Raw genomic sequence first — 17,531 nt, 5'->3', positions numbered from 1 at the left:
AAACGCCGGACGGGCTGAAATGTCACCGGTGTCCAGTAGCGGAGCCCTGTCGTACGTTCGCCCGCACCCAGTCCACGATCGACTGCGTGGTCGCCCCGGGCGTGAAGATCTCCGCGACGCCCTTCTCCTTGAGCGGGGCGATGTCCGCCTCGGGGATGATTCCGCCGCCGAAGACGAGGATGTCCTCCGCCTCGCGCTGCTTGAGGAGGTCGATGACCGCGGCGAAGAGGGTGTTGTGGGCGCCGGAGAGGATGGAGAGGCCGATCGCGTCGGCGTCCTCCTGGATCGCGGTGTCGACGATCTGGTCGGGGGTCTGGTGGAGGCCGGTGTAGATGACCTCCATACCGGCGTCGCGCAGCGCCCGCGCGATCACCTTGGCCCCGCGATCGTGGCCGTCGAGTCCCGGCTTGGCCACCACCACGCGGATCGGACCGGCTGCCACACCCATCACTGCCTCCATGAAGCGACTGCGTTCATCCCTACCCACGGGTACCGCGGTACCCGCTTCAGTGCGGGAAGTGAACGAACGTTATCTCCAGCATCCCGCAACCGGCAGTTTCGCGGCGGATACCGAGGGGGAAATCACACGATGGGACACGTTCGCCGCGCAGCGTTCCAGCGGGAACAAGCGCAACGGGAGCCGCAACGAGGTCGCCGTACCGCCGCGCCGCAGGCCGCGCGGCGCGGTGGTACGGCGCATCGGCACAGGCACGAGGGGTACGCCGCGCGCACCCCTCGCCGCACCGTCGGTGATTCCTCGCCGTGGCCTCCCACGAGGGCACACGGGGGACGGAGCTGTCGTTCCGTGTGCCGACAGGAGGTCGGCCATGAAGGTCACCGGGGCTGCACTGCCCTTTCTCCCCCTCTGTCAGCGCCTCCTGCCCAGCAGGCTGGCGGGCCTCTCGATGACCCTCCTGAAAGCGACCGCCCTGGAGGTCGTGATCCTCGCGGGCCACCTTCTCCTCTATCCCTCCGGCATGGCCCAGGAACGCCGGGGCCCCCTGCCCGAGCCGCCCTCGCCCCAGGACGCGACCCAGCTGCCGACCGAGGCGAAGCCCCCGGTGGTGCTGTTGCACGGGTTCATCGACAACCGCTCGGTGTTCGTGCTGCTGCGCCGTTCCCTGGCCCAGCACGGCCGCCGGCAGGTCGAGTCCCTGAACTACTCGCCGCTGACCTGCGACATCCGCACCGCGGCGGAGCTGCTCGGCCGGCACATCGAGGAGATCTGCGAGCGCACCGGCAGCCGGGAGGTCGACATCGTCGGGCACAGTCTCGGCGGGCTGATCGCGCGCTACTACGTGCAGCGACTCGGCGGTGACCTGCGGGTCCGCACGCTCGTGACGCTCGGCACCCCGCACTCCGGCACCGCCGTCGCCCCGCTGGCCAACGCCCACCCGATCGTCCGCCAGATGCGTCCCGACTCGGCGGTGATCGAGGAACTGACCCGCCCCGCGCCCGGCTGCCGTACGCACTTCGTCAGTTTCTGGAGCGATCTGGATCACCTGATGGAGCCGCTGGAGACCGCCTGCATCGACCACCCCGACCTGATCGCCCAGAACGTCCAGGTCAGCGGCATCGGCCACCTCGCTCTGCCGGTCCACCCGGCCGTCGCGACCGGCATCCGCCAGGCCCTCGACACCCCGCTGTCGGAAACCCCGGCCGCGACCCACAGCACCGCCCACACCAACGCCCACACGGACACCCGCGCCGGCGGCCTGACCGTGGCCTGACCGGACACCGACAGCGGGCTCACAGCCTCACGAAGATCGAACGCTATTCGAACCCAAGGCCAAACCCGTGCCCGTCGTCCCCCGAAACACGGCCGAATGCCCGTTTCCGGCTGACGCGAAACCTGACGAAGATTGTCGTGCCCGCATACTGCCGGGTACAGTCCACCGCACTGCTCTGGCAGCCCCTGTTGTCGAGGCGAATAGAGAAGTTGGTGAACGATCGTCACCCGTCGGGGACCATGACCACCCCGGCCCCGGCTTCCGATGCCACCTCGGCGCACTACGCGTCGTACGGCGGGCAGGACGCCCAGTACGGTGACTTCACCACGTACGGCGACCACACCACCACGGGTTTTCATCCGGGCGCGGACGGCGCCCAGGCCACCGCGAGCTTCGCCACCGACCCCCTCTTCGGCGACATGCCGGGCAACGGCCACAGCCCCGCCCACGACACCGGGTCGCACCCCATGGCTTCGCAGGCCACCGGCGCGTACGACTCCTCCGGCTGGTCCACAGGTGCCCAACACACCCTGAACTACGACCCGTACGCGGCCCAGCACCACGCCGCCTACGACACGGGCGCCTACGAGACCACGGCCTGGTCGGCCGACTACCAGCAGCTGTCCGCCATCCCGCCGCAGACCGGCGCCCCCGACATCAGCGGGCAGTGGGACGCGAACGCCTGGCTCCAGCCGGACACTTCGGCGCCTGCCGCCGCTCCCGCCGACCAGACCCAGCAGTGGGAATGGGGCACGCAGAACTTCGACACCGGCGCCTACGACGCCACGCAGTGGAACGCCGACGGCAGCCCCGCCGACGCGACCACCACCTTCGAGCAGGCGTCGTACGACGGGACGCACGAGGGCACGTACGACGAACCCGCCCCGGAAGACGGCGAGTTGACCGCCACCGGTGAGATGCCCACCCTCGACGAGGCCGAGCCGGAACAAGACACCGCCCAGCCGCACCCTGAACTCCTCGACGACCAGGAGGAGTTCACCCCGGCCGCGACTCCCGTCGGCTCGCGCGCCGCAGCCCGCAACGGGAGCCGTTCCCGGCGTCGTACGCCCCCGAAGCGGTCCGCGCTGATGACCATCGCCGTGCCGTCCGCGTGTGTGATGGGTGTCGCCGGTATCGCCGCCGCGTCCGTCGGGACGCTGACCGGGGGCAGTGACACCACGGCCTCCGCCTCGGACGCGACCACGGTCAAGCCGTCCGTCGCGAACAACAAGCTGGACGCCCAGATCAAGAGCCTGTCGGCCGGTGCCGACGACTTCGCCGACCGGGCCAGCCGTACGCAGGAACGTATCGACCTCAAGGCCCAGCAGGAGACCGAGAAGAAGAAGGCCGCTGCGGAGGCGGCCCGCAAGGAGCGGCTGCGCCCCAAGTACGTGCTGCCGGTCACGCAGAAGGGCCTCAGCGCCTACTTCGGCCAGGCCGGCGTCAACTGGATGTCCGTGCACACGGGCATCGACTTCCCGGTCTCGTACGGCACTTCGGTGATGGCCGCGACGGACGGCGTCGTCTCCACGAAGTGGAACAGCGCCTACGGCAACATGCTGATCCTCACGGAGAAGGACGGCACGCAGACCTGGTACTGCCACCTCTCCAGCTACCGTGTCGCCTCCGGTACGACGGTGAAGGCCGGCGACCCGATCGCGTACTCCGGGAACTCGGGCAACTCCACCGGCCCGCACCTGCACTTCGAGGTGCGCCCGGCGGGCGGTGCGGCGATCGACCCGCTCCCGTGGCTCCGCAGCCACGGGCTCGACCCGACCTGAGCCGCTCCCGCCGCCCCAACTCCCTTACAGGCAGCCCCTTTTAGAGGCGACTAAGGGCGGCTAAGGGCAACTCCCTTACGGGTTACAGCTTTTCCACCGGCGCGTACCGCAGTAGCAGCCGCTTCGGCTTGGGCTCCCCGAAGTCGACCGTCGCCTCCGCGTTCGCCCCCGTGCCCTTCACGCCGACCACCGTGCCGAGCCCGAACTGGTCGTGCGTGACCCGGTCGCCGACGGCCAGCGCCACGACCGGCTTCTCCGAGGTGCGGCGGGTGGCGAAGCCCGAGGCACCCGACGCCGACGAGCGCGAGCGGGACGAGGACAGCGAGGACGCGATGCCCGAGGCCGGACCCGTCGACGGCGGGGCCGCCATCGCGCCGGTCCGCTTCCACTCCACGTGCGCCGCCGGGATCTCCTCCAGGAAGCGGGAGGGCGGGTTGTACGACGGCTGTCCCCAGGCGCTGCGCAGCGACGAGCGGGTCAGGTAAAGGCGTTCACGCGCGCGCGTGATGCCCACGTACGCGAGGCGCCGCTCCTCCTCCAGCTCCTTGGCCTGGCCGAGGGCGCGCATGTGCGGGAAGACGCCGTCCTCCATGCCGGTGAGGAAGACGACCGGGAATTCGAGGCCCTTGGCGGTGTGCAGGGTCATCAGCGTGATGACTCCGGAGCCGTCCTCGTCCTCGTCGGGGATCTGGTCGGAGTCGGCGACCAGCGCCACCCGCTCCAGGAAGGCCGCGAGCCCGACGGGCGTCTCACTCTCGCCCTCCCCGCCACTGTTCTCCTGCTCAAACTCCAGGGCTACGGCTGCCAGTTCCTGGAGGTTCTCGATGCGGGTCTCGTCCTGCGGGTCGGTGGACGCCTGCAACTCGGCGAGATAGCCGGTGCGTTCGAGGATGGCCTCCAGGACCGTCGCCGGACCCGCGCCGGAGTCGACGATCGTACGGAGGTCCTCCATCAGCGTGTTGAACTTCTTGACCGCGTTCGTCGACCGCGCGGCCATGCCGTAGGCCTCGTCGACGCGCTTCAACGCCTGCGGGAAGCTGATCTTCTCGCGCTGCGAGAGGGCGTCGATCATCGCCTCGGCGCGCTCGCCGATGCCGCGCTTGGGGACGTTGAGGATGCGGCGCAGCGGGACCGCGTCCTCCGGGTTGGCCAGCACGCGGAGGTAGGCCAGGACGTCCCGGACCTCCTTGCGCTCGTAGAAGCGGACTCCGCCGACGACCTTGTAGGGCAGGCCGACGCGGATGAAGATCTCTTCGAAGACACGGGACTGGGCGTTCGTCCGGTAGAAGACGGCGACATCGCCGGCCTTCGCGTCACCCGCGTCGGTGAGACGGTCTATCTCCTCGGCGACGAACTGCACCTCGTCGTGCTCGGTGTCCGCGACATAGCCGGTGATCTGCGCGCCCGCGCCCGCGTTGGTCCACAGGTTCTTGGGGCGGCGGGACTCGTTGCGCTCGATGACCGCGTTGGCGGCGCTCAGGATCGTCTGTGTGGAGCGGTAGTTCTGCTCCAGGAGGATCGTCGTCGCGTTCGGGTAGTCCTCCTCGAACTGGAGGATGTTCCGGATCGTCGCACCCCGGAAGGCGTAGATCGACTGGTCGGCGTCGCCCACGACGCACAACTCGGCGGGCGGCAGGTCGTGTTCGCTGGGCGGGACGTCGACCGGGTGCTCGGAGGTGCCGACCAGCTCGCGCACCAGCGCGTACTGCGCGTGGTTGGTGTCCTGGTACTCGTCGACCATGACGTGCCGGAAGCGGCGGCGGTAGTGCTCGGCGACGTCCGGGAAGGCGCGCAGCAGGTTGACCGTCGTCATGATCAGGTCGTCGAAGTCGAGGGCGTTGGCCTCGCGCAGCCGCGACTGGTACATCGCGTAGGCCTGGGCGACGGTCTTCTCGAAGCCGTCGGCGGCCTGGGCGGCGAAGTCCTCCTCGTCGATCAGCTCGTTCTTCAGGTTCGAGATCTTGGCGCTGAAGGACTTCGGGGGGAAGCGCTTCGGGTCGAGGTCCAGGTCGCGGCAGACCAGGGCCATGAGGCGCTTGGAGTCGGCGGCGTCGTAGATCGAGAACGAGGACGTGAAGCCGAGCTTCTTCGACTCGCGGCGCAGGATGCGGACGCACGCGCTGTGGAAGGTCATCACCCACATCGCGTTGGCGCGCGGGCCGACGAGTTGCTCGACGCGCTCCTTCATCTCGCCCGCGGCCTTGTTCGTGAAGGTGATCGCGAGGATCTGCCCGGGGTGCACGTTGCGCTCGCCGAGGAGGTAGGCGATGCGGTGGGTGAGCACACGGGTCTTGCCGGAGCCGGCGCCGGCCACGATGAGCAGCGGGGTGTCGGAGTGGACGACGGCCGCGCGCTGGTTCTCGTTCAGCCCGTCCAGGAGGGCGGCCGGGTCGACCACGGGGCGTGGGGCGCCGTCCCGGTAGTGGGCGTCTCTGCTCGCGGGCACGTCGAACTTCCCGCCGAACAGGTCGTCCGGAATCTGCTCCGGTCCGTGCTCGTCCTCGGGCGGGGGCGGAGGCTCTCCCTCATGGGCCCGAGGGGCCTGGAGATCCGCCAGGAAGCTGTCGTCAAAGAGGCTGCTCATCGCTCTCCGAGTTTAGGGCGCCGCACTGACAACCGGCCGCCACCCCAGGAACTCGGGAAAATTCACGGACCAGAACCGGTCGATCACGATCAGCGATGGCCGGTCTCGCACGTGATCGAGGTCGCTGAGACATGTCGGGCATATCGAACATCAACCTTCACACAAGCCACACGAATTGGCTAGCGTGCGTTCAAGCCGCACGCCCCCGCCGACCTGGGGTGAACCGGTCCAACTCCCTTTCGTGGCACGGACCGTAGGGCACCATCTGGAAGGAGTCGCCTCCTTTGGCGTCGTCGCACCGCAAGCCGCGTTCCGCGGGCTCGCGCATCGCAGGCATATGGACCCCCGCCGCCGACGACGGCGATCGGAGTCCCGGAGAGGTCGAGAAGAAGATCGATGACCTCTACCGGCGGGCGGAGTCGGCGACCGAGACGTACGACGCGGCCAAGCAGCGCAAGCGCGCGGACAGCCTCCTGGGCGACGTGGCGAGGCGCGCGCAGCGGCTCAACTCCGTGCGGGAGCGGCTGAGTTCATTCACCGCCGCGCAGTACCGCGCCGAGGCCACCGCCCCGGACGCCTCGACCTTCCTGCTCCCGGACACCCCGCCGGACTACTTCGAGCAGGCCCAGCTGATGAGCCGGCTGACCAGCCGCCAGAAGAACGCGGTGCGTCACGAGACGACCGAGAGCCTCCAGACCCCCGACGGCACGCGGAGCGACCTGAGGACGGCCAAGGCAACCGTCCAGAAGAAGCTCTCCACCGCGCGCGAGCTGCTGTCACAGCCGACCGGGCCGAAGCAGCGGCAGGAGGCCGCGGCCCAGGCGGCGGCACTCGCGAAGCAGCGGGCGGAAACGGCGAAGGCCACCCCTTCCGACTCCTCGTACGCCACCAAGGCGGCCAAGGCCGTCGCCTTCGCCCGCGCCCAGGTCGGCAAGCCGTACGTCTGGGGCGCCGCCGGTCCCGGCTCGTACGACTGCTCGGGCCTCACCCAGGCCGCCTGGAAGGCCGCCGGGTTCACCCTCCCGCGCGCCACCACCGACCAGGCCGACGCCGGCACGACAGTCTCCCTGGCCGACGCGCAACCCGGCGACCTGGTCTTCTTCCACGACGACAGCAGCCACGTCGGTGTCTACGTAGGCGACGGCACGATGATCCACGCCCCGAAGCCCGGCGCCTACGTCCGCGAGGAGTCGATCCACCACGACGGCACGGCGCTCATCCACAGCGTGGTGCGACCGGTCTGAGCGGAGTCCGTACGCGCGCGTGAGGGTGTTTTCGAGCGCCACGCACGCGTTGCAGGTGTTTTTGACCTCCACGCGTGCGTGGCCCTTCGTCCGCACCAGGGCGGCTCCCTAGCATCGGCCCATGTCCGATACCGGTGTTTCCCGTTTCCGCGCCTGGTGGGCGCAGCGCCCGCCGGCGGCCGGGGCCGTCGTGATGGCGACCGCGATCGTGTCGGTCGGCCTGCGTGTCACCGGGTACGAGGTGCTGTCCCATATCGCCTTCGCCGTGGCCTGCGCCTTCTGGCTGGGGCTGGCCGCCGACTTCGCCGTACGGCTGCTGCGGGACCGGCGGCGGTGGCTCGCGGACGCGGGGACACCCGGCGCGCTGACCGCCACGGCGGCGACCGCCGTACTGGGGACGCGGTTCTCGGCGGCGGGCTGGCAGACGGTGGCCGAGGCGCTGCTGGCGGCGGCCGCGGTGCTGTGGCCCGGGCTGCTCGTGCGGGTCGTACGGAACTGGCAGGGGCGGATGCCTGGGACCGTGTTCCTCGGGTGTGTGGCCACCCAGTCGCTGGCCGTGCTGGCGGCGACGATCGCCGGGGCCGAGGCGGCGGCCTGGCTCGCGCACACGGCGCTGGTGCTGTTCTGGTTCGGGCTGGTCCTCTACGGCTTCGCACTCGCGCGTTTCGAATGGCGGCAGCTGATCATCGGGGCCGGTGACCACTGGATCGTCGGCGGCGCGCTGGCCGTCTCGGCGCTGGCCGGGTCGAAGCTGATCGCCGCCGACAGCGCGCGCCTGTACCTGTGGAACTCCGACGACCGGGGCGTCCTGCGGGCCGTGACCGTAGCGCTGCTGGTGCTCGACGTGGCCTGGTGCGTGGTGCTGGTGGCCGCCGAGGTCGCCTGGCCCCGGCCGCACTTCGACGTGCGGCGCTGGTCGACGGTGTTCCCGCTCGGGATGACGGCGGCGACCATGCTGTCCGTGGGTACCACCGTGGACGTCTCGTGGCTGCGGACGCCCGGGGAGGTGGTGCTGTGGATCGCGGTGGCCGCGTGGCTGGTGGTCGCGGCGGGGACGGTCCGGCTCTACCTCGCCGCCACGTCCGGGGTCACGTCCACAGGACCGCGATGAAGATGTTCACCATGGTGAGCCCGCCGACCAGCGCGAACTGGCTCTTGTCGACCGTCTCCTCGTCCCGCTTCACATAGACGAGGCCGAGGATCACGATCAGCAGCGCGAGCTTGATGCCGATCTTGATGTTGTTGACGTGCTGATCGTCGGCCTGATTGAGGCCGACCAGGATCGCGCCGGTGACCAGCATGGTCAGCGCGCCGTGCAGCATGCCGGGGACGAAGCGGGCCGTGCCCTGGCCCATCGCCTTCATCTGGGTGAGGAAACCACCGAGCAGCGCCGCGATGCCGATGATGTGCAGGCCGACGAAGAGGTGGATGAGTACGTCCATGAGACCGGAGCCTAATCAGGGGCTCCGGGGCCGGCCGACACCGCCCCTCTGCAGCGGCCTCCATGACCTTGCATATATGCGGCCCATAGCACCGCGCCGTCCCGCCCCGCGTCGGAACCGCCGCTTCGGTCAGCGCTCCGCGTGAAGGCGGCGGACCCGGGCCGGAATCACAGTCAATTACGGGCAATTGCCGATCACCTCATGCCAGTTGTGCACATGCGTTACCGGGCCGTCACCGTCAGGTTTAGCGTCCTCCACCAGGTGACCGGCTCCCCACCGCCGCCCGGACCAGGGGCGGCAGCCGGACACCACCGCCGAGAAGTCCGGCGGCGGCCCGCTCCCCCTGTGTGGGCCGCCGCCGGACGCGCAACCGCCCGCTCCCCCGGCGGTCGTACGAAAGGACGTGCAGTCCACGTGGCAGCGCACCGCAAGCCCCGACAGCGCTCGCTCAGCGGCAATACAGCCCGTACGGCGGCGACGATCGCCCTCGCGGGCGCGGCGACGGCGACGGGCTTCGACGGGACCTCCCACGCCGAGCCACAGCTGACACCGACGCAGGTCAAGGCCAAGGTGGACAAGCTGTACCAGGAGGCGGAGGTCGCGACCGAGAAGTACGACGGCGCGAAGGAGAAGGCGGACGCGGCCGAGAAGCAGCTGAACACCCTGCGGGACGAGGCGGCCCGCAAGACGGAGAAACTCAACTCGGCCCGGGACTCGCTGGGTTACGTCGCCGCCGCGCAGTACCGCAGCGGCGGGATGGACCCCGCGGTGCAGCTCATGCTCTCCAGCAACCCCGAACGGTATCTGGACGGCGCCGAGTTCGCCGACCGGGTGGGCCACCGGCAGACGGCGGCCGTCGCCCTCGTACGGCAACAGCTGCGCGAGATCGAGCAGTTGCGCGGCGCCGCGCACATCGAGCTGACCTCGCTGAAGTCCCGGCAGGCCGAGCTCGGCAGGCAGAAGAAGACGATCAACGGCAAGCTGGACCAGGCACGCCGCCTGCTGTCCGGGCTGACTCCGCAGCAGCGGGTGCAGGTCGGCGAGGCGGGTGGCACCGGCCGCGCGTCACGGTCGACGACCGCGGCACGGGGCGCGCTGGCCGCGCCCGGTTCCTCCGCCGCCGCGTCCGACGCCCCCAACTCCCGTGCGGCGGCGGCCGTTTCGTACGCCTACCAGAAGCTCGGCAGCCCCTACGTCTGGGGCGCGACGGGCCCCAACGCCTTCGACTGCTCGGGCCTCATCCAGGCTGCGTACAGCTCAGCCGGTGTCTCCCTGCCCCGCACGACCTACGCCCAGATCAACGCCGGGCAGCGGGTCTCCCGGTCCGAACTGCGCCCCGGCGACCTGGTGTTCTTCTACTCGGGCATCAGTCACGTCGGCATCTACGTCGGCGACGGCCAGATGATCCACGCCCCGAACCCGACGGCTCCGGTACGGCTGGCGCCGATCGACCAGATGCCGTTCGCGGGGGCGACCCGGGTGGTGTGAATCCCGAGTGAACTCCCTTACGGGGTACGACCCTTTCGGATCCGGGTCACACCAGTCGCCGTGCCGTCGCCCACCGCGTCAACTCGTGCCGGTTCGACAGCTGGAGCTTCCTCAGCACCGCCGAGACATGGGACTCGACCGTCTTCACCGAGATGAACAGCTGCTTGGCGATCTCCTTGTAGGCGTAGCCACGCGCGATGAGGCGCAGAACCTCGCGCTCGCGCTGGGTGAGACGGTCGAGGTCCTCGTCGACCGGCGGGGCGTCGGTCGACGCGAACGCGTCGAGGACGAAGCCGGCCAGGCGGGGCGAGAAGACCGCGTCGCCCTCCTGGACCCGGAAGACGGAGTTGACGAGGTCCGTGCCGGTGATCGTCTTGGTGACGTAACCGCGCGCACCGCCCCGGATCACCCCGATCACGTCCTCCGCCGCGTCCGACACGGACAGGGCGAGGAAGCGGACGGGCTGCTCGGCGTCGCTCATCAACGGGGCGCAGCGGCGCAGGACTTCGACCCCGCCGCCGCCCGGGAGGTGGACGTCGAGGAGGACCACCTCGGGGCGGGTCGCGGTGATGACCGTGACCGCCTGGTCGACGTCCGCGGCCTCGCCGACCACCTCGACCCCGGTCTCCTCGGTGCGGCCGATCTCGGCCTGGACCCCCGTACGGAACATGCGGTGGTCGTCGACGAGGACCACGCGCACATGACGCCCGCCCGCGCTCCCGCCGGTCGGCTCCGCCGGTTCGTTCGTCTCGGTCGCGTCGCTCATGACGTCTTCTCCGCCCTCTCCATCTCCAGCTCGACCTCGGTACCACCGTCCGGCACCGCGCGCAGGCGTGCCGTACCGCCGTGGCGCTCCATGCGGCCGATGATCGATTCTCTGACGCCCATACGGTCGGCGGGTATCGAGTCGAGGTCGAAGCCCGGTCCGCGGTCACGGACGGACACGAAGACCGTCTTCCCCTCCACCTCCGCGTAGACCTGTACGGCGCCGCCCTCGCCACCGTACTTGGCCGCGTTCACCATCGCTTCGCGCGCGGCCTGCATCTGTGCGCCGATTCTGTCGTCGAGCGGGCAGTCGCCGACGATGACCACCTCGATGGGGACGCCGTGCTTGTCCTCGACCTCGGCCGCGCTGCGGCGGACCGCCTCGGCGAGGGTGTCGGGTTCGTCGGCCTCGTCCTTGCCGGTGCCCTCCGGTTTGTAGAGCCAGGCGCGCAGGTCGCGCTCCTGGGCGCGGGCCAGGCGACGCACCTCGTTCGGGCTCTCCGCGTTGCGCTGGATCAGGGTCAGGGTGTGCAGCACCGAGTCGTGGACATGGGCGGCGACCTCGGCACGCTCCTGGGCGCGGATGCGCATCAGGCGCTCCTCGGAGAGGTCCTGGGTCATCCGCACGAGGTACGGGCCGGCGAGCAGGGTGATGCCGACGAGGACCGCGAGGGCGGCCTGGAGGACCGAGCCGAGGTGGCTGGCGGAACCCTGGAGCACGAAGATCGCGGTGGCGCCGGCGGTGACCAGCAGGACGCCACCGCCCGCGCGCAGCAGGCTGAGCGTACGGCGGCGGCTGCCGACCTCGGCCCAGCGGGCCCGGCGGGCGTTGTCCGCCTGGCGCCAGACGAGGGCGACGCCCGCGCCGACGAGGACGGTCGGGAAGAGATAGGCCTTGGCACCGCTGCCGAGATTCACATTGCCGACGAAGACCAGCGCGACGACGACCATGAGGAGCAGGGCGACGATCTGGCCCTTGTCCGGCTTGCGGGCGACGAGTCTGCGGCGGCCGTCCGGCGAGGTCTCGGTGGAGACGAGCGACGGGGGCCGCTGCCCGGCGACCCCGCCGACGCCGAGCGGCACGAAGAACCAGAACGAGGCGTACAGCAACGCGCCGAGCCCGTCCGCGAGGAACAGCCCCACGAACACCAGCCGCACCCAGATCACTGGCAGCCCGAGATGCCCGGCGAGCCCCCGCGCCACACCACCGAGCCAGCGTCCGTCACTGCTGCGGTAGAGCTTGCGCGGCGGCCGCGGGTCCTCGACGGGCAATGCTGCGGCTTCCGGCATGCCACCGATGTTCACACGCCCCGCCGTCCGGGGCATCAGGGTCGACCCCCGAGACTCCCCTGATCTTCGAATTCGGCGTGCTCGGACCTCCAACTCAGCGCGCTCGGCCCGCGAGAACGGCGTGCCGCGGGGGTTCTGGCGGGTTGCCGGAAGGGGAAGCGGTGACAGCGGTCCGCGGGTCGGCTGCGGCTGCGGCTGCGGCTGCGGCTGCGGCTGCGGGGGATCTCAGCGCCACCGGCACACGAGCCGGTCGCGGTGTCGGTCACGGTGGCACGGGAGCCCGGCGGACACCCCGGCCGCCCACGGCAACCACGCCCGCCCGGCGAACAGCTCGCGGCACGGCCCACCGGCGCGCACCACAGCCCCTCGAACACTCCCCCGGTCCGGGTCAGGGCGGAATTCAGGGTTCGGCCAGGGTCGTCCCGACTGCCATCGGCGGCTCGCGGCGGGCAGCATGGACGCATGACAGATCACGAGCACGCCGCGACGGGTCCGGGACCCGGCTCCGGCCCACGTCCGCGAGCGGGCGGCGGGCCGCAGGACGCCGTGCCCGGCGCGGGTGCCGCCTCGTCGCCGGGTGCGGTGCCCGGCAGCGGCACCGCGACCACGGCTCCGCACCGGTTCCGGCGGGACCGGCGGTCCAAGGTACTCGCGGGGGTGTGCGCGGGGCTGGGGCGGCAGTGCGACATGGACCCGGTGATCTTCCGGATCACGCTCGCGGTGCTGTCGGCGACGGGCGGCATCGGCCTCATCTTCTACGGCTTCGCCTGGCTCTTCGTCCCGTACGACGACGAGGAGGAGAACGAGGTCCGCAAGCTCTTCACCGGCCGTGTGGACGGCCAGGCCCTGGCCGCCGTGCTGTTCGCGCTGGTCGGCTGCGGTGTGTTCCTGTCGATGCTGAACAACGCGAGTGTGCTGACCTTCGCCGTCGTCCTCTCCCTCCTGCTGGCGGGCGCAGGGTACTGGTCGCAGCAGCGCGGCGCCCCCGACCCCGACCCGCTGGCCGCGCAGGCGGTCGCCGACGCCCCGCCGGAGGCCCAGGCGCCGCCGGTGCCCGCCGCCTATCCCTCCTGGTGGCGTGATCCGATCGTCAAGGACGGCACGCACGTCGGTGGCACCGGCTATCTGTGGGGCCCCGGCGACTCCCGCGACCGTGACATCACAGACGTGCTCGACATCCGCCTCGGCCCCTCGTACCCGCACTGGCGCGAGGATCAGCGAACCCCGCGCCCGGCGCCTCCGAAGCAGCGCGGCCCGCGCTGGATCGGCGGCTGGGTGTTCCTGCTCGCACTGTGTGCGGGCGGCCTCGGCACCGCCGCGAAATGGGACGACCAGGCGCTCGGCGCCAGCCTGCAGGCGGGTCTGGCCTGTGCGCTCGTCGTCTTCGGCCTGGGCATCGCGCTCAGCGCCTTCCTGGGGCGCACGGGGGCGGGCTCGGTGTTCCTCGCGATCGTCACGGCCGGCCTGCTCGCCGCCTCGGCGGCCCTGCCCAAGGACCTCACCACCCACTGGGAACACCTCACCTGGCAGCCCGCGGCGGTGGCGGACGTACAGCCGAAGTACGACCTGGGGAACGGGGTGGGCACGCTCGACCTGACCCGGTTGCGGCTGACCAAGGGGCAGACGGTCGCGACGGACGCCGAGGTGGGCGTCGGGCAGCTGAAGGTGATCGTGCCGTCGAACGTGACGGTGAAGCTGAGTGTGGACGTGCGCGTCGGGGACATCCAGTTGCCCGGTGACGACAAGAAGGACGTGGACGTGGAGCCGGGCAAGCACCAGCAGGTCACCCTGACCCCGGCGACGGGCGTCAAGAGCACCGGCACGCTGGACCTGGACCTCCAGGTCGGCGTCGGACAGGCGGAGGTCAGCCGTGCTGCGTCATGAGTTCCAGCCCGGGAAGCTGGTCGCCGGTCTCTTCCTCGCCGCCGCCGGCGTGCTCTACGCCGGGGACGCGGGCGGGCTGTGGGTGACCGAGTGGTTCGCGGTGATCCCGCTGGTCACGTTCGGCCTGGTCCTGGCCGGAGTGGTGGCGGGCGTGAACGGCGCGATCCGCAGACGCCGAGGGGCCGGCCGCAGGAACACGGCCGACCCTGGTCCGGACATATCCGGCTGACGATCACCTACGAACTGGCCCGGCGGCTACCGGTAGCCGCCCGCCCGTTGCCTTCGCCTGCCGCGGATCGCCGCGTCCAGGGAGAACACGGAGGCGCCCGCGAGGACGAGGGGCAGCCAGGCCATCAGGTAGGCGAGGTCGTTGCCGTAGTAGTAGGGGTCGTTCGCCCAGCTGATGGTCAGCCACAGGCTGAGCGAGATCAGCGCGCCGCCGAGCGCGGCGAGGCGGGCCAGCAGGCCGATCAACGTGCCGATGCCGACGGCTAGTTCACCGAAGGCGATGGCGTAGCCGAAGCCGACGGGGTTCTTCAGGGACAGGTCCACCAGGGCCGGGATCGCCGACGAGTCGCGGACCGCGCGCATCGTCTCGCCGATCGAGCCGGCGCCGGAGGACTTCATGAAGGCGCTGTCGGTGAGTTTGTCCAGGCCCGCGTAGATGAAGGTGACGCCGAGGAAGACGCGCAGTGGGAGCAGGGCGTATCGGGTGGCGGTGTCCCGCCAGTTCCGGTCGCCGTCGAGGTACGGGGTTTGCGTATCCATCCGAGTGCTGTGAGTCATCGCCCTTAGCCGCCTCTCGCCCGCTGTGCCGTGACCCCTCAACAGACCATACGTACGAAAAGGAGGACCCGCTCAATCATGCTTCGACGAATTTTTGCGACTTCGGCCAGGTTCGTACGGTGGTTGGCTCATCGAGGGCGTCAGTCCGTCACGTCGACCACGCAGGCGTTCGTCTCCACGCCCGCCGCGGTCACGACCTGTACCTCCACGCGGCCGGGCTCGACGTCGGCCGGGACGGGGACGGTCAGGAGGGTGTCCGTGGGGTTGGAGAAGCCGCCGGCGACCGGGACGAGGGGGACGTGGACGTTGACCGGGCCGATGCGGACGACCATGCGCGAGAGGCGGTCGGCGGTCTGGGCGCCCGGGGGCACGAAGCCCGCGCCGCGGATCTCGATGTCGTCGCCGGTGCGGATGGGGGCGTCCAGGTCGCCCGCCTCGCGGGAGCGCACCACCGAGAGGATGACCGGTCGGCCGCCCTCCGCGTACTTGCCGGCCAGGTATGTCGCGGCCGAGATCAGCACGACCACCGCCAACCCCCAGGGCAGGTCGGGCAGTTGGTCGGGGCGGCGGGCGAGACGTACGGCGACGAAGACGAGGGCGACGGCGCTGATCGCGACGTACTGGATGTCGGCGAAGGTGCCGCGGCCCGAGTCGTCGGTGAGGAGGTCGGCGGCGCGGGGGCGGTCGGCGGGGAGTTTCTGGAGGCGCTGGCCCAGCACACGCAAGCCGACGACCCGGCGGACGAGTACGGCGATCGCGCAGACCACGGCGAGGACGGTCACCACACCGGCGCCGCGGGCGAGTTCGAGGCCGGAGATGAGGGCGTCGCGTTCGGCGTGGTCGGAGGCGGCGGCGAGCCGGCCGGCCAGGACCAGCACCGCGTACGCCACGAACAGCACCCAGGAGACGGCCACGGCACGGGAGGTCGACAGCCGGTTGTCCTCACCGATCACCGGGGCCAGTGCCCCGCCCCGCGCGCGGTGGAACCAGGAGGCGGCCGTCACCGTACCGGCGACCATGAGCGCGGCCAGCAGTCCGGCCGTGCGGGCCGCCGTCCAGCCCGCGCCGATCGCGGTGAGCGACTGCACCAGGAGCAGCACCACGAAGGCGCCCCACACCGCGAAGGCCGTGCGGTGCCACAGGCGCGCCAGCCAGGCACCGCCCTCGGCGCGGCCGCGTTCGGCGACGACGTCGGCGGACTGGGTCAGCTCGTCCGAGACCCACTGCCGGGAGGCGGACGCCGAGTGCGCCACCGCCGCCGGCAAACCCTCGCCGGCCGCGAAGCCGTCCCTCTTGACGAGGAACGCGGCGACCGCGCGCCGATGCCCCTCGCGTGCTCCGTGCGGGCAGTCCCCGCAGGCGCAGCCGCCTCCGTGCGCACCGAGGTGCTCGCCGCCCTGTCTCGCCTCCTGCACCGCCACGCCCGACGCCTGCCTTCCCCATGCCCCTTGGCCCGCGACCCCGGGCCCTCACGTTCGGCGGCCGGCTCCGAAGCCTTTGGCCACCGCCTTGCAACTCCCGCACGACAACAGCGGATTGTGCCCTACGGGACACGGCCCGCGTCCGGCAGGTCTGGTCAGCGCGGGTGAAGTGAGCGCCGCCGTGTTGACCCGGCTGCGAGAATTTGCGTATGGCCGAGATCATCCAGCGCGACGGGACCTGGGCCTTCGACGGCACAACGGTCCGTATCACGCCGGGACTTCACCGCTCCGTGCCACTGTTCCGGCAGACGTACGGGGAGATCGCGGTGCCCCTCGAAGCCGTCGCGGGCGTCGTCTACGAACCCGAGCGCAAACGTGGCCGGCTGCGCCTGAGACTGCGCGAGGGCGCCGACCCGCTGTTGCAGGCGACCGGTGGACGGCTGCCGGACCCGGCGGATCCGTACCGGCTGATCGTGGACATCGACCGGTCCGGGGTCGCCGAGTACGTGGCGGAGGAGATCCGGCACGCGCTGCTCCTGGACCAGATCCCCAAGGAACCCACCAAGGCCTATCTCCTGCCCGGCCCGCCGGTCCCGGTCTCCGTCCGCTCCTCCGACGGCACGGTGTCCTTCGACGGCGCCCAGGTGCGCATCGACTGGGCCGACACCTCCGAGCGCGTCAAGCGTGCCACCGGGCCGCGCATCGTCGCGGTCGGGGACCTGGTCCAGGTGGAGTGGCTGCCCAACTCCGGTTACGAGGACGGGTTCATGCGGTTCGTGACCCGCGAGACGGTGTTCTCCAAGCTGCCGCCGGAGAAGGACCCGTACGCCCTCGATCTGTGGGGCAGCACCCGCCGGGATCTGCTCACCGCGCTGGTGGCGACGGCGGTGACGGCACGGCTGCCGCATCCGTCGGCCCGGGAACTCGAACGCGACGACGGCGAGTTCACGGACCGGCCCCGGCGGGCGGCCACCGTCCCGCAGCAGGCCGACCATCACGACGTACTGCTGCGCAGGCTGCGGGAGTTGGGCGAGCTGCACCGGGAAGGGGTGCTCACGGACGAGGAGTTCACGATGACCAAGGCGGCGGTGCTGCGGGGTTTCCGGTAGGAGGAGC

The 17,531-nt window shown here is 70.9% G+C and carries 15 protein-coding genes; 8 read left to right on the top strand and 7 right to left on the bottom strand.

Annotated features, from left to right (window positions below):
• Window positions 1–22 precede the first annotated feature (22 nt).
• Window positions 23–448, bottom strand: a complete 426-nt coding sequence (gene icmB / locus SPR02S_RS03955) for a coenzyme B12-dependent isobutyryl CoA mutase small subunit (protein WP_019055624.1) — start codon at window positions 446–448, stop codon at window positions 23–25.
• Window positions 449–827: 379 nt separating this feature from the next.
• Between icmB and SPR02S_RS03950 the strand changes: the two genes are divergently transcribed.
• Both SPR02S_RS03950 and SPR02S_RS03945 read left to right on the top strand, forming a co-directional pair.
• A complete protein-coding gene (locus tag SPR02S_RS03950; RefSeq protein WP_019055623.1) occupies window positions 828–1,730 on the top strand; it encodes an esterase/lipase family protein in 903 nt (300 codons plus the stop codon).
• A gap of 239 nt (window positions 1,731–1,969) precedes the next feature.
• The gene (locus tag SPR02S_RS03945) at window positions 1,970–3,511 is read left to right on the top strand and encodes a M23 family metallopeptidase (RefSeq protein ID WP_019055622.1); all 1,542 of its coding nucleotides are present in this window, start codon (window positions 1,970–1,972) and stop codon (window positions 3,509–3,511) included.
• Between the two features lie 82 nt (window positions 3,512–3,593).
• Here the strand turns inward: SPR02S_RS03945 and pcrA are convergent, their stop codons facing one another.
• Window positions 3,594–6,095: a DNA helicase PcrA gene (pcrA, locus tag SPR02S_RS03940; RefSeq protein ID WP_019055621.1), complete on the bottom strand. Its 2,502-nt coding sequence runs from the start codon at window positions 6,093–6,095 to the stop codon at window positions 3,594–3,596.
• Between the two features lie 284 nt (window positions 6,096–6,379).
• On the opposite strand from pcrA, the gene SPR02S_RS03935 reads away from it, so the two are divergent.
• Both SPR02S_RS03935 and SPR02S_RS03930 read left to right on the top strand, forming a co-directional pair.
• Entirely contained in the window at window positions 6,380–7,339 is a 960-nt protein-coding gene (locus SPR02S_RS03935; RefSeq protein WP_019055620.1) for a C40 family peptidase, read from the top strand.
• Window positions 7,340–7,460: 121 nt separating this feature from the next.
• A complete protein-coding gene (locus SPR02S_RS03930) occupies window positions 7,461–8,450 on the top strand; it encodes a tellurite resistance/C4-dicarboxylate transporter family protein (protein ID WP_026150185.1) in 990 nt (329 codons plus the stop codon).
• On the opposite strand, the gene SPR02S_RS03925 is transcribed toward SPR02S_RS03930, so the two are convergent.
• On the bottom strand, window positions 8,428–8,781 hold the full coding sequence (locus tag SPR02S_RS03925; protein ID WP_019055618.1) for a hypothetical protein: 354 nt from the start codon (window positions 8,779–8,781) through the stop codon (window positions 8,428–8,430). The two genes, SPR02S_RS03930 and SPR02S_RS03925, sit on opposite strands and share 23 nt — an antisense overlap.
• Before the next feature lie 414 nt (window positions 8,782–9,195).
• On the opposite strand from SPR02S_RS03925, the gene SPR02S_RS03920 reads away from it, so the two are divergent.
• Complete coding sequence (locus tag SPR02S_RS03920; protein WP_019055617.1) at window positions 9,196–10,269, top strand: C40 family peptidase; 1,074 nt, start codon at window positions 9,196–9,198, stop codon at window positions 10,267–10,269.
• 46 nt (window positions 10,270–10,315) lie between these two features.
• Here SPR02S_RS03920 and SPR02S_RS03915 read toward each other — a convergent pair whose 3' ends face one another.
• Together SPR02S_RS03915 and SPR02S_RS03910 are read right to left on the bottom strand one after the other, a co-directional pair.
• The gene (locus SPR02S_RS03915) at window positions 10,316–11,035 is read right to left on the bottom strand and encodes a LuxR C-terminal-related transcriptional regulator (protein ID WP_019055616.1); all 720 of its coding nucleotides are present in this window, start codon (window positions 11,033–11,035) and stop codon (window positions 10,316–10,318) included.
• On the bottom strand, window positions 11,032–12,360 hold the full coding sequence (locus tag SPR02S_RS03910; protein ID WP_174447517.1) for an ATP-binding protein: 1,329 nt from the start codon (window positions 12,358–12,360) through the stop codon (window positions 11,032–11,034). Before SPR02S_RS03910 ends, SPR02S_RS03915 begins: the two co-directional genes overlap by 4 nt.
• A gap of 426 nt (window positions 12,361–12,786) precedes the next feature.
• Between SPR02S_RS03910 and SPR02S_RS03905 the strand changes: the two genes are divergently transcribed.
• Window positions 12,787–14,208: a PspC domain-containing protein gene (locus SPR02S_RS03905; protein WP_026150183.1), complete on the top strand. Its 1,422-nt coding sequence runs from the start codon at window positions 12,787–12,789 to the stop codon at window positions 14,206–14,208.
• The gene (locus tag SPR02S_RS03900) at window positions 14,195–14,437 is read left to right on the top strand and encodes a hypothetical protein (protein ID WP_019055613.1); all 243 of its coding nucleotides are present in this window, start codon (window positions 14,195–14,197) and stop codon (window positions 14,435–14,437) included. The genes SPR02S_RS03905 and SPR02S_RS03900 overlap by 14 nt, the downstream gene beginning before the upstream one ends.
• Window positions 14,438–14,463: 26 nt before the next feature.
• Here SPR02S_RS03900 and SPR02S_RS03895 read toward each other — a convergent pair whose 3' ends face one another.
• Together SPR02S_RS03895 and SPR02S_RS03890 are read right to left on the bottom strand one after the other, a co-directional pair.
• Window positions 14,464–14,994: a DoxX family protein gene (locus SPR02S_RS03895; protein WP_026150182.1), complete on the bottom strand. Its 531-nt coding sequence runs from the start codon at window positions 14,992–14,994 to the stop codon at window positions 14,464–14,466.
• 140 nt (window positions 14,995–15,134) lie between these two features.
• Window positions 15,135–16,415, bottom strand: a complete 1,281-nt coding sequence (locus tag SPR02S_RS03890; protein ID WP_019055611.1) for a hypothetical protein — start codon at window positions 16,413–16,415, stop codon at window positions 15,135–15,137.
• 209 nt (window positions 16,416–16,624) lie between these two features.
• Here SPR02S_RS03890 and SPR02S_RS03885 point away from each other — a divergent pair, with 209 nt between their 5' ends.
• Complete coding sequence (locus tag SPR02S_RS03885; protein WP_019055610.1) at window positions 16,625–17,524, top strand: DUF4429 domain-containing protein; 900 nt, start codon at window positions 16,625–16,627, stop codon at window positions 17,522–17,524.
• Window positions 17,525–17,531: the final 7 nt, after the last annotated feature.

It is taken from the genome of Streptomyces prunicolor NBRC 13075 (assembly GCF_000367365.1).
In the GTDB taxonomy this organism is placed as follows: domain Bacteria; phylum Actinomycetota; class Actinomycetes; order Streptomycetales; family Streptomycetaceae; genus Streptomyces; species Streptomyces prunicolor.
Note: the sequence above shows the minus strand (reverse complement) of the source record. Positions and strands in the feature narration are given on the sequence as shown.

Coding starts and splice junctions, on each gene's coding strand:
- SPR02S_RS03895 (WP_026150182.1), bottom strand. CDS start 14,994: ATGACTCACAGCACTCGGATGGATACGCAAACCCCGTACCTCGACGGC.
- SPR02S_RS03945 (WP_019055622.1), top strand. CDS start 1,970: ATGACCACCCCGGCCCCGGCTTCCGATGCCACCTCGGCGCACTACGCG.
- SPR02S_RS03950 (WP_019055623.1), top strand. CDS start 828: ATGAAGGTCACCGGGGCTGCACTGCCCTTTCTCCCCCTCTGTCAGCGC.
- SPR02S_RS03905 (WP_026150183.1), top strand. CDS start 12,787: ATGACAGATCACGAGCACGCCGCGACGGGTCCGGGACCCGGCTCCGGC.
- icmB (WP_019055624.1), bottom strand. CDS start 448: ATGGGTGTGGCAGCCGGTCCGATCCGCGTGGTGGTGGCCAAGCCGGGA.
- SPR02S_RS03910 (WP_174447517.1), bottom strand. CDS start 12,360: ATGCCCCGGACGGCGGGGCGTGTGAACATCGGTGGCATGCCGGAAGCC.
- SPR02S_RS03930 (WP_026150185.1), top strand. CDS start 7,461: ATGTCCGATACCGGTGTTTCCCGTTTCCGCGCCTGGTGGGCGCAGCGC.
- SPR02S_RS03925 (WP_019055618.1), bottom strand. CDS start 8,781: ATGGACGTACTCATCCACCTCTTCGTCGGCCTGCACATCATCGGCATC.
- SPR02S_RS03915 (WP_019055616.1), bottom strand. CDS start 11,035: ATGAGCGACGCGACCGAGACGAACGAACCGGCGGAGCCGACCGGCGGG.
- SPR02S_RS03885 (WP_019055610.1), top strand. CDS start 16,625: ATGGCCGAGATCATCCAGCGCGACGGGACCTGGGCCTTCGACGGCACA.
- pcrA (WP_019055621.1), bottom strand. CDS start 6,095: ATGAGCAGCCTCTTTGACGACAGCTTCCTGGCGGATCTCCAGGCCCCT.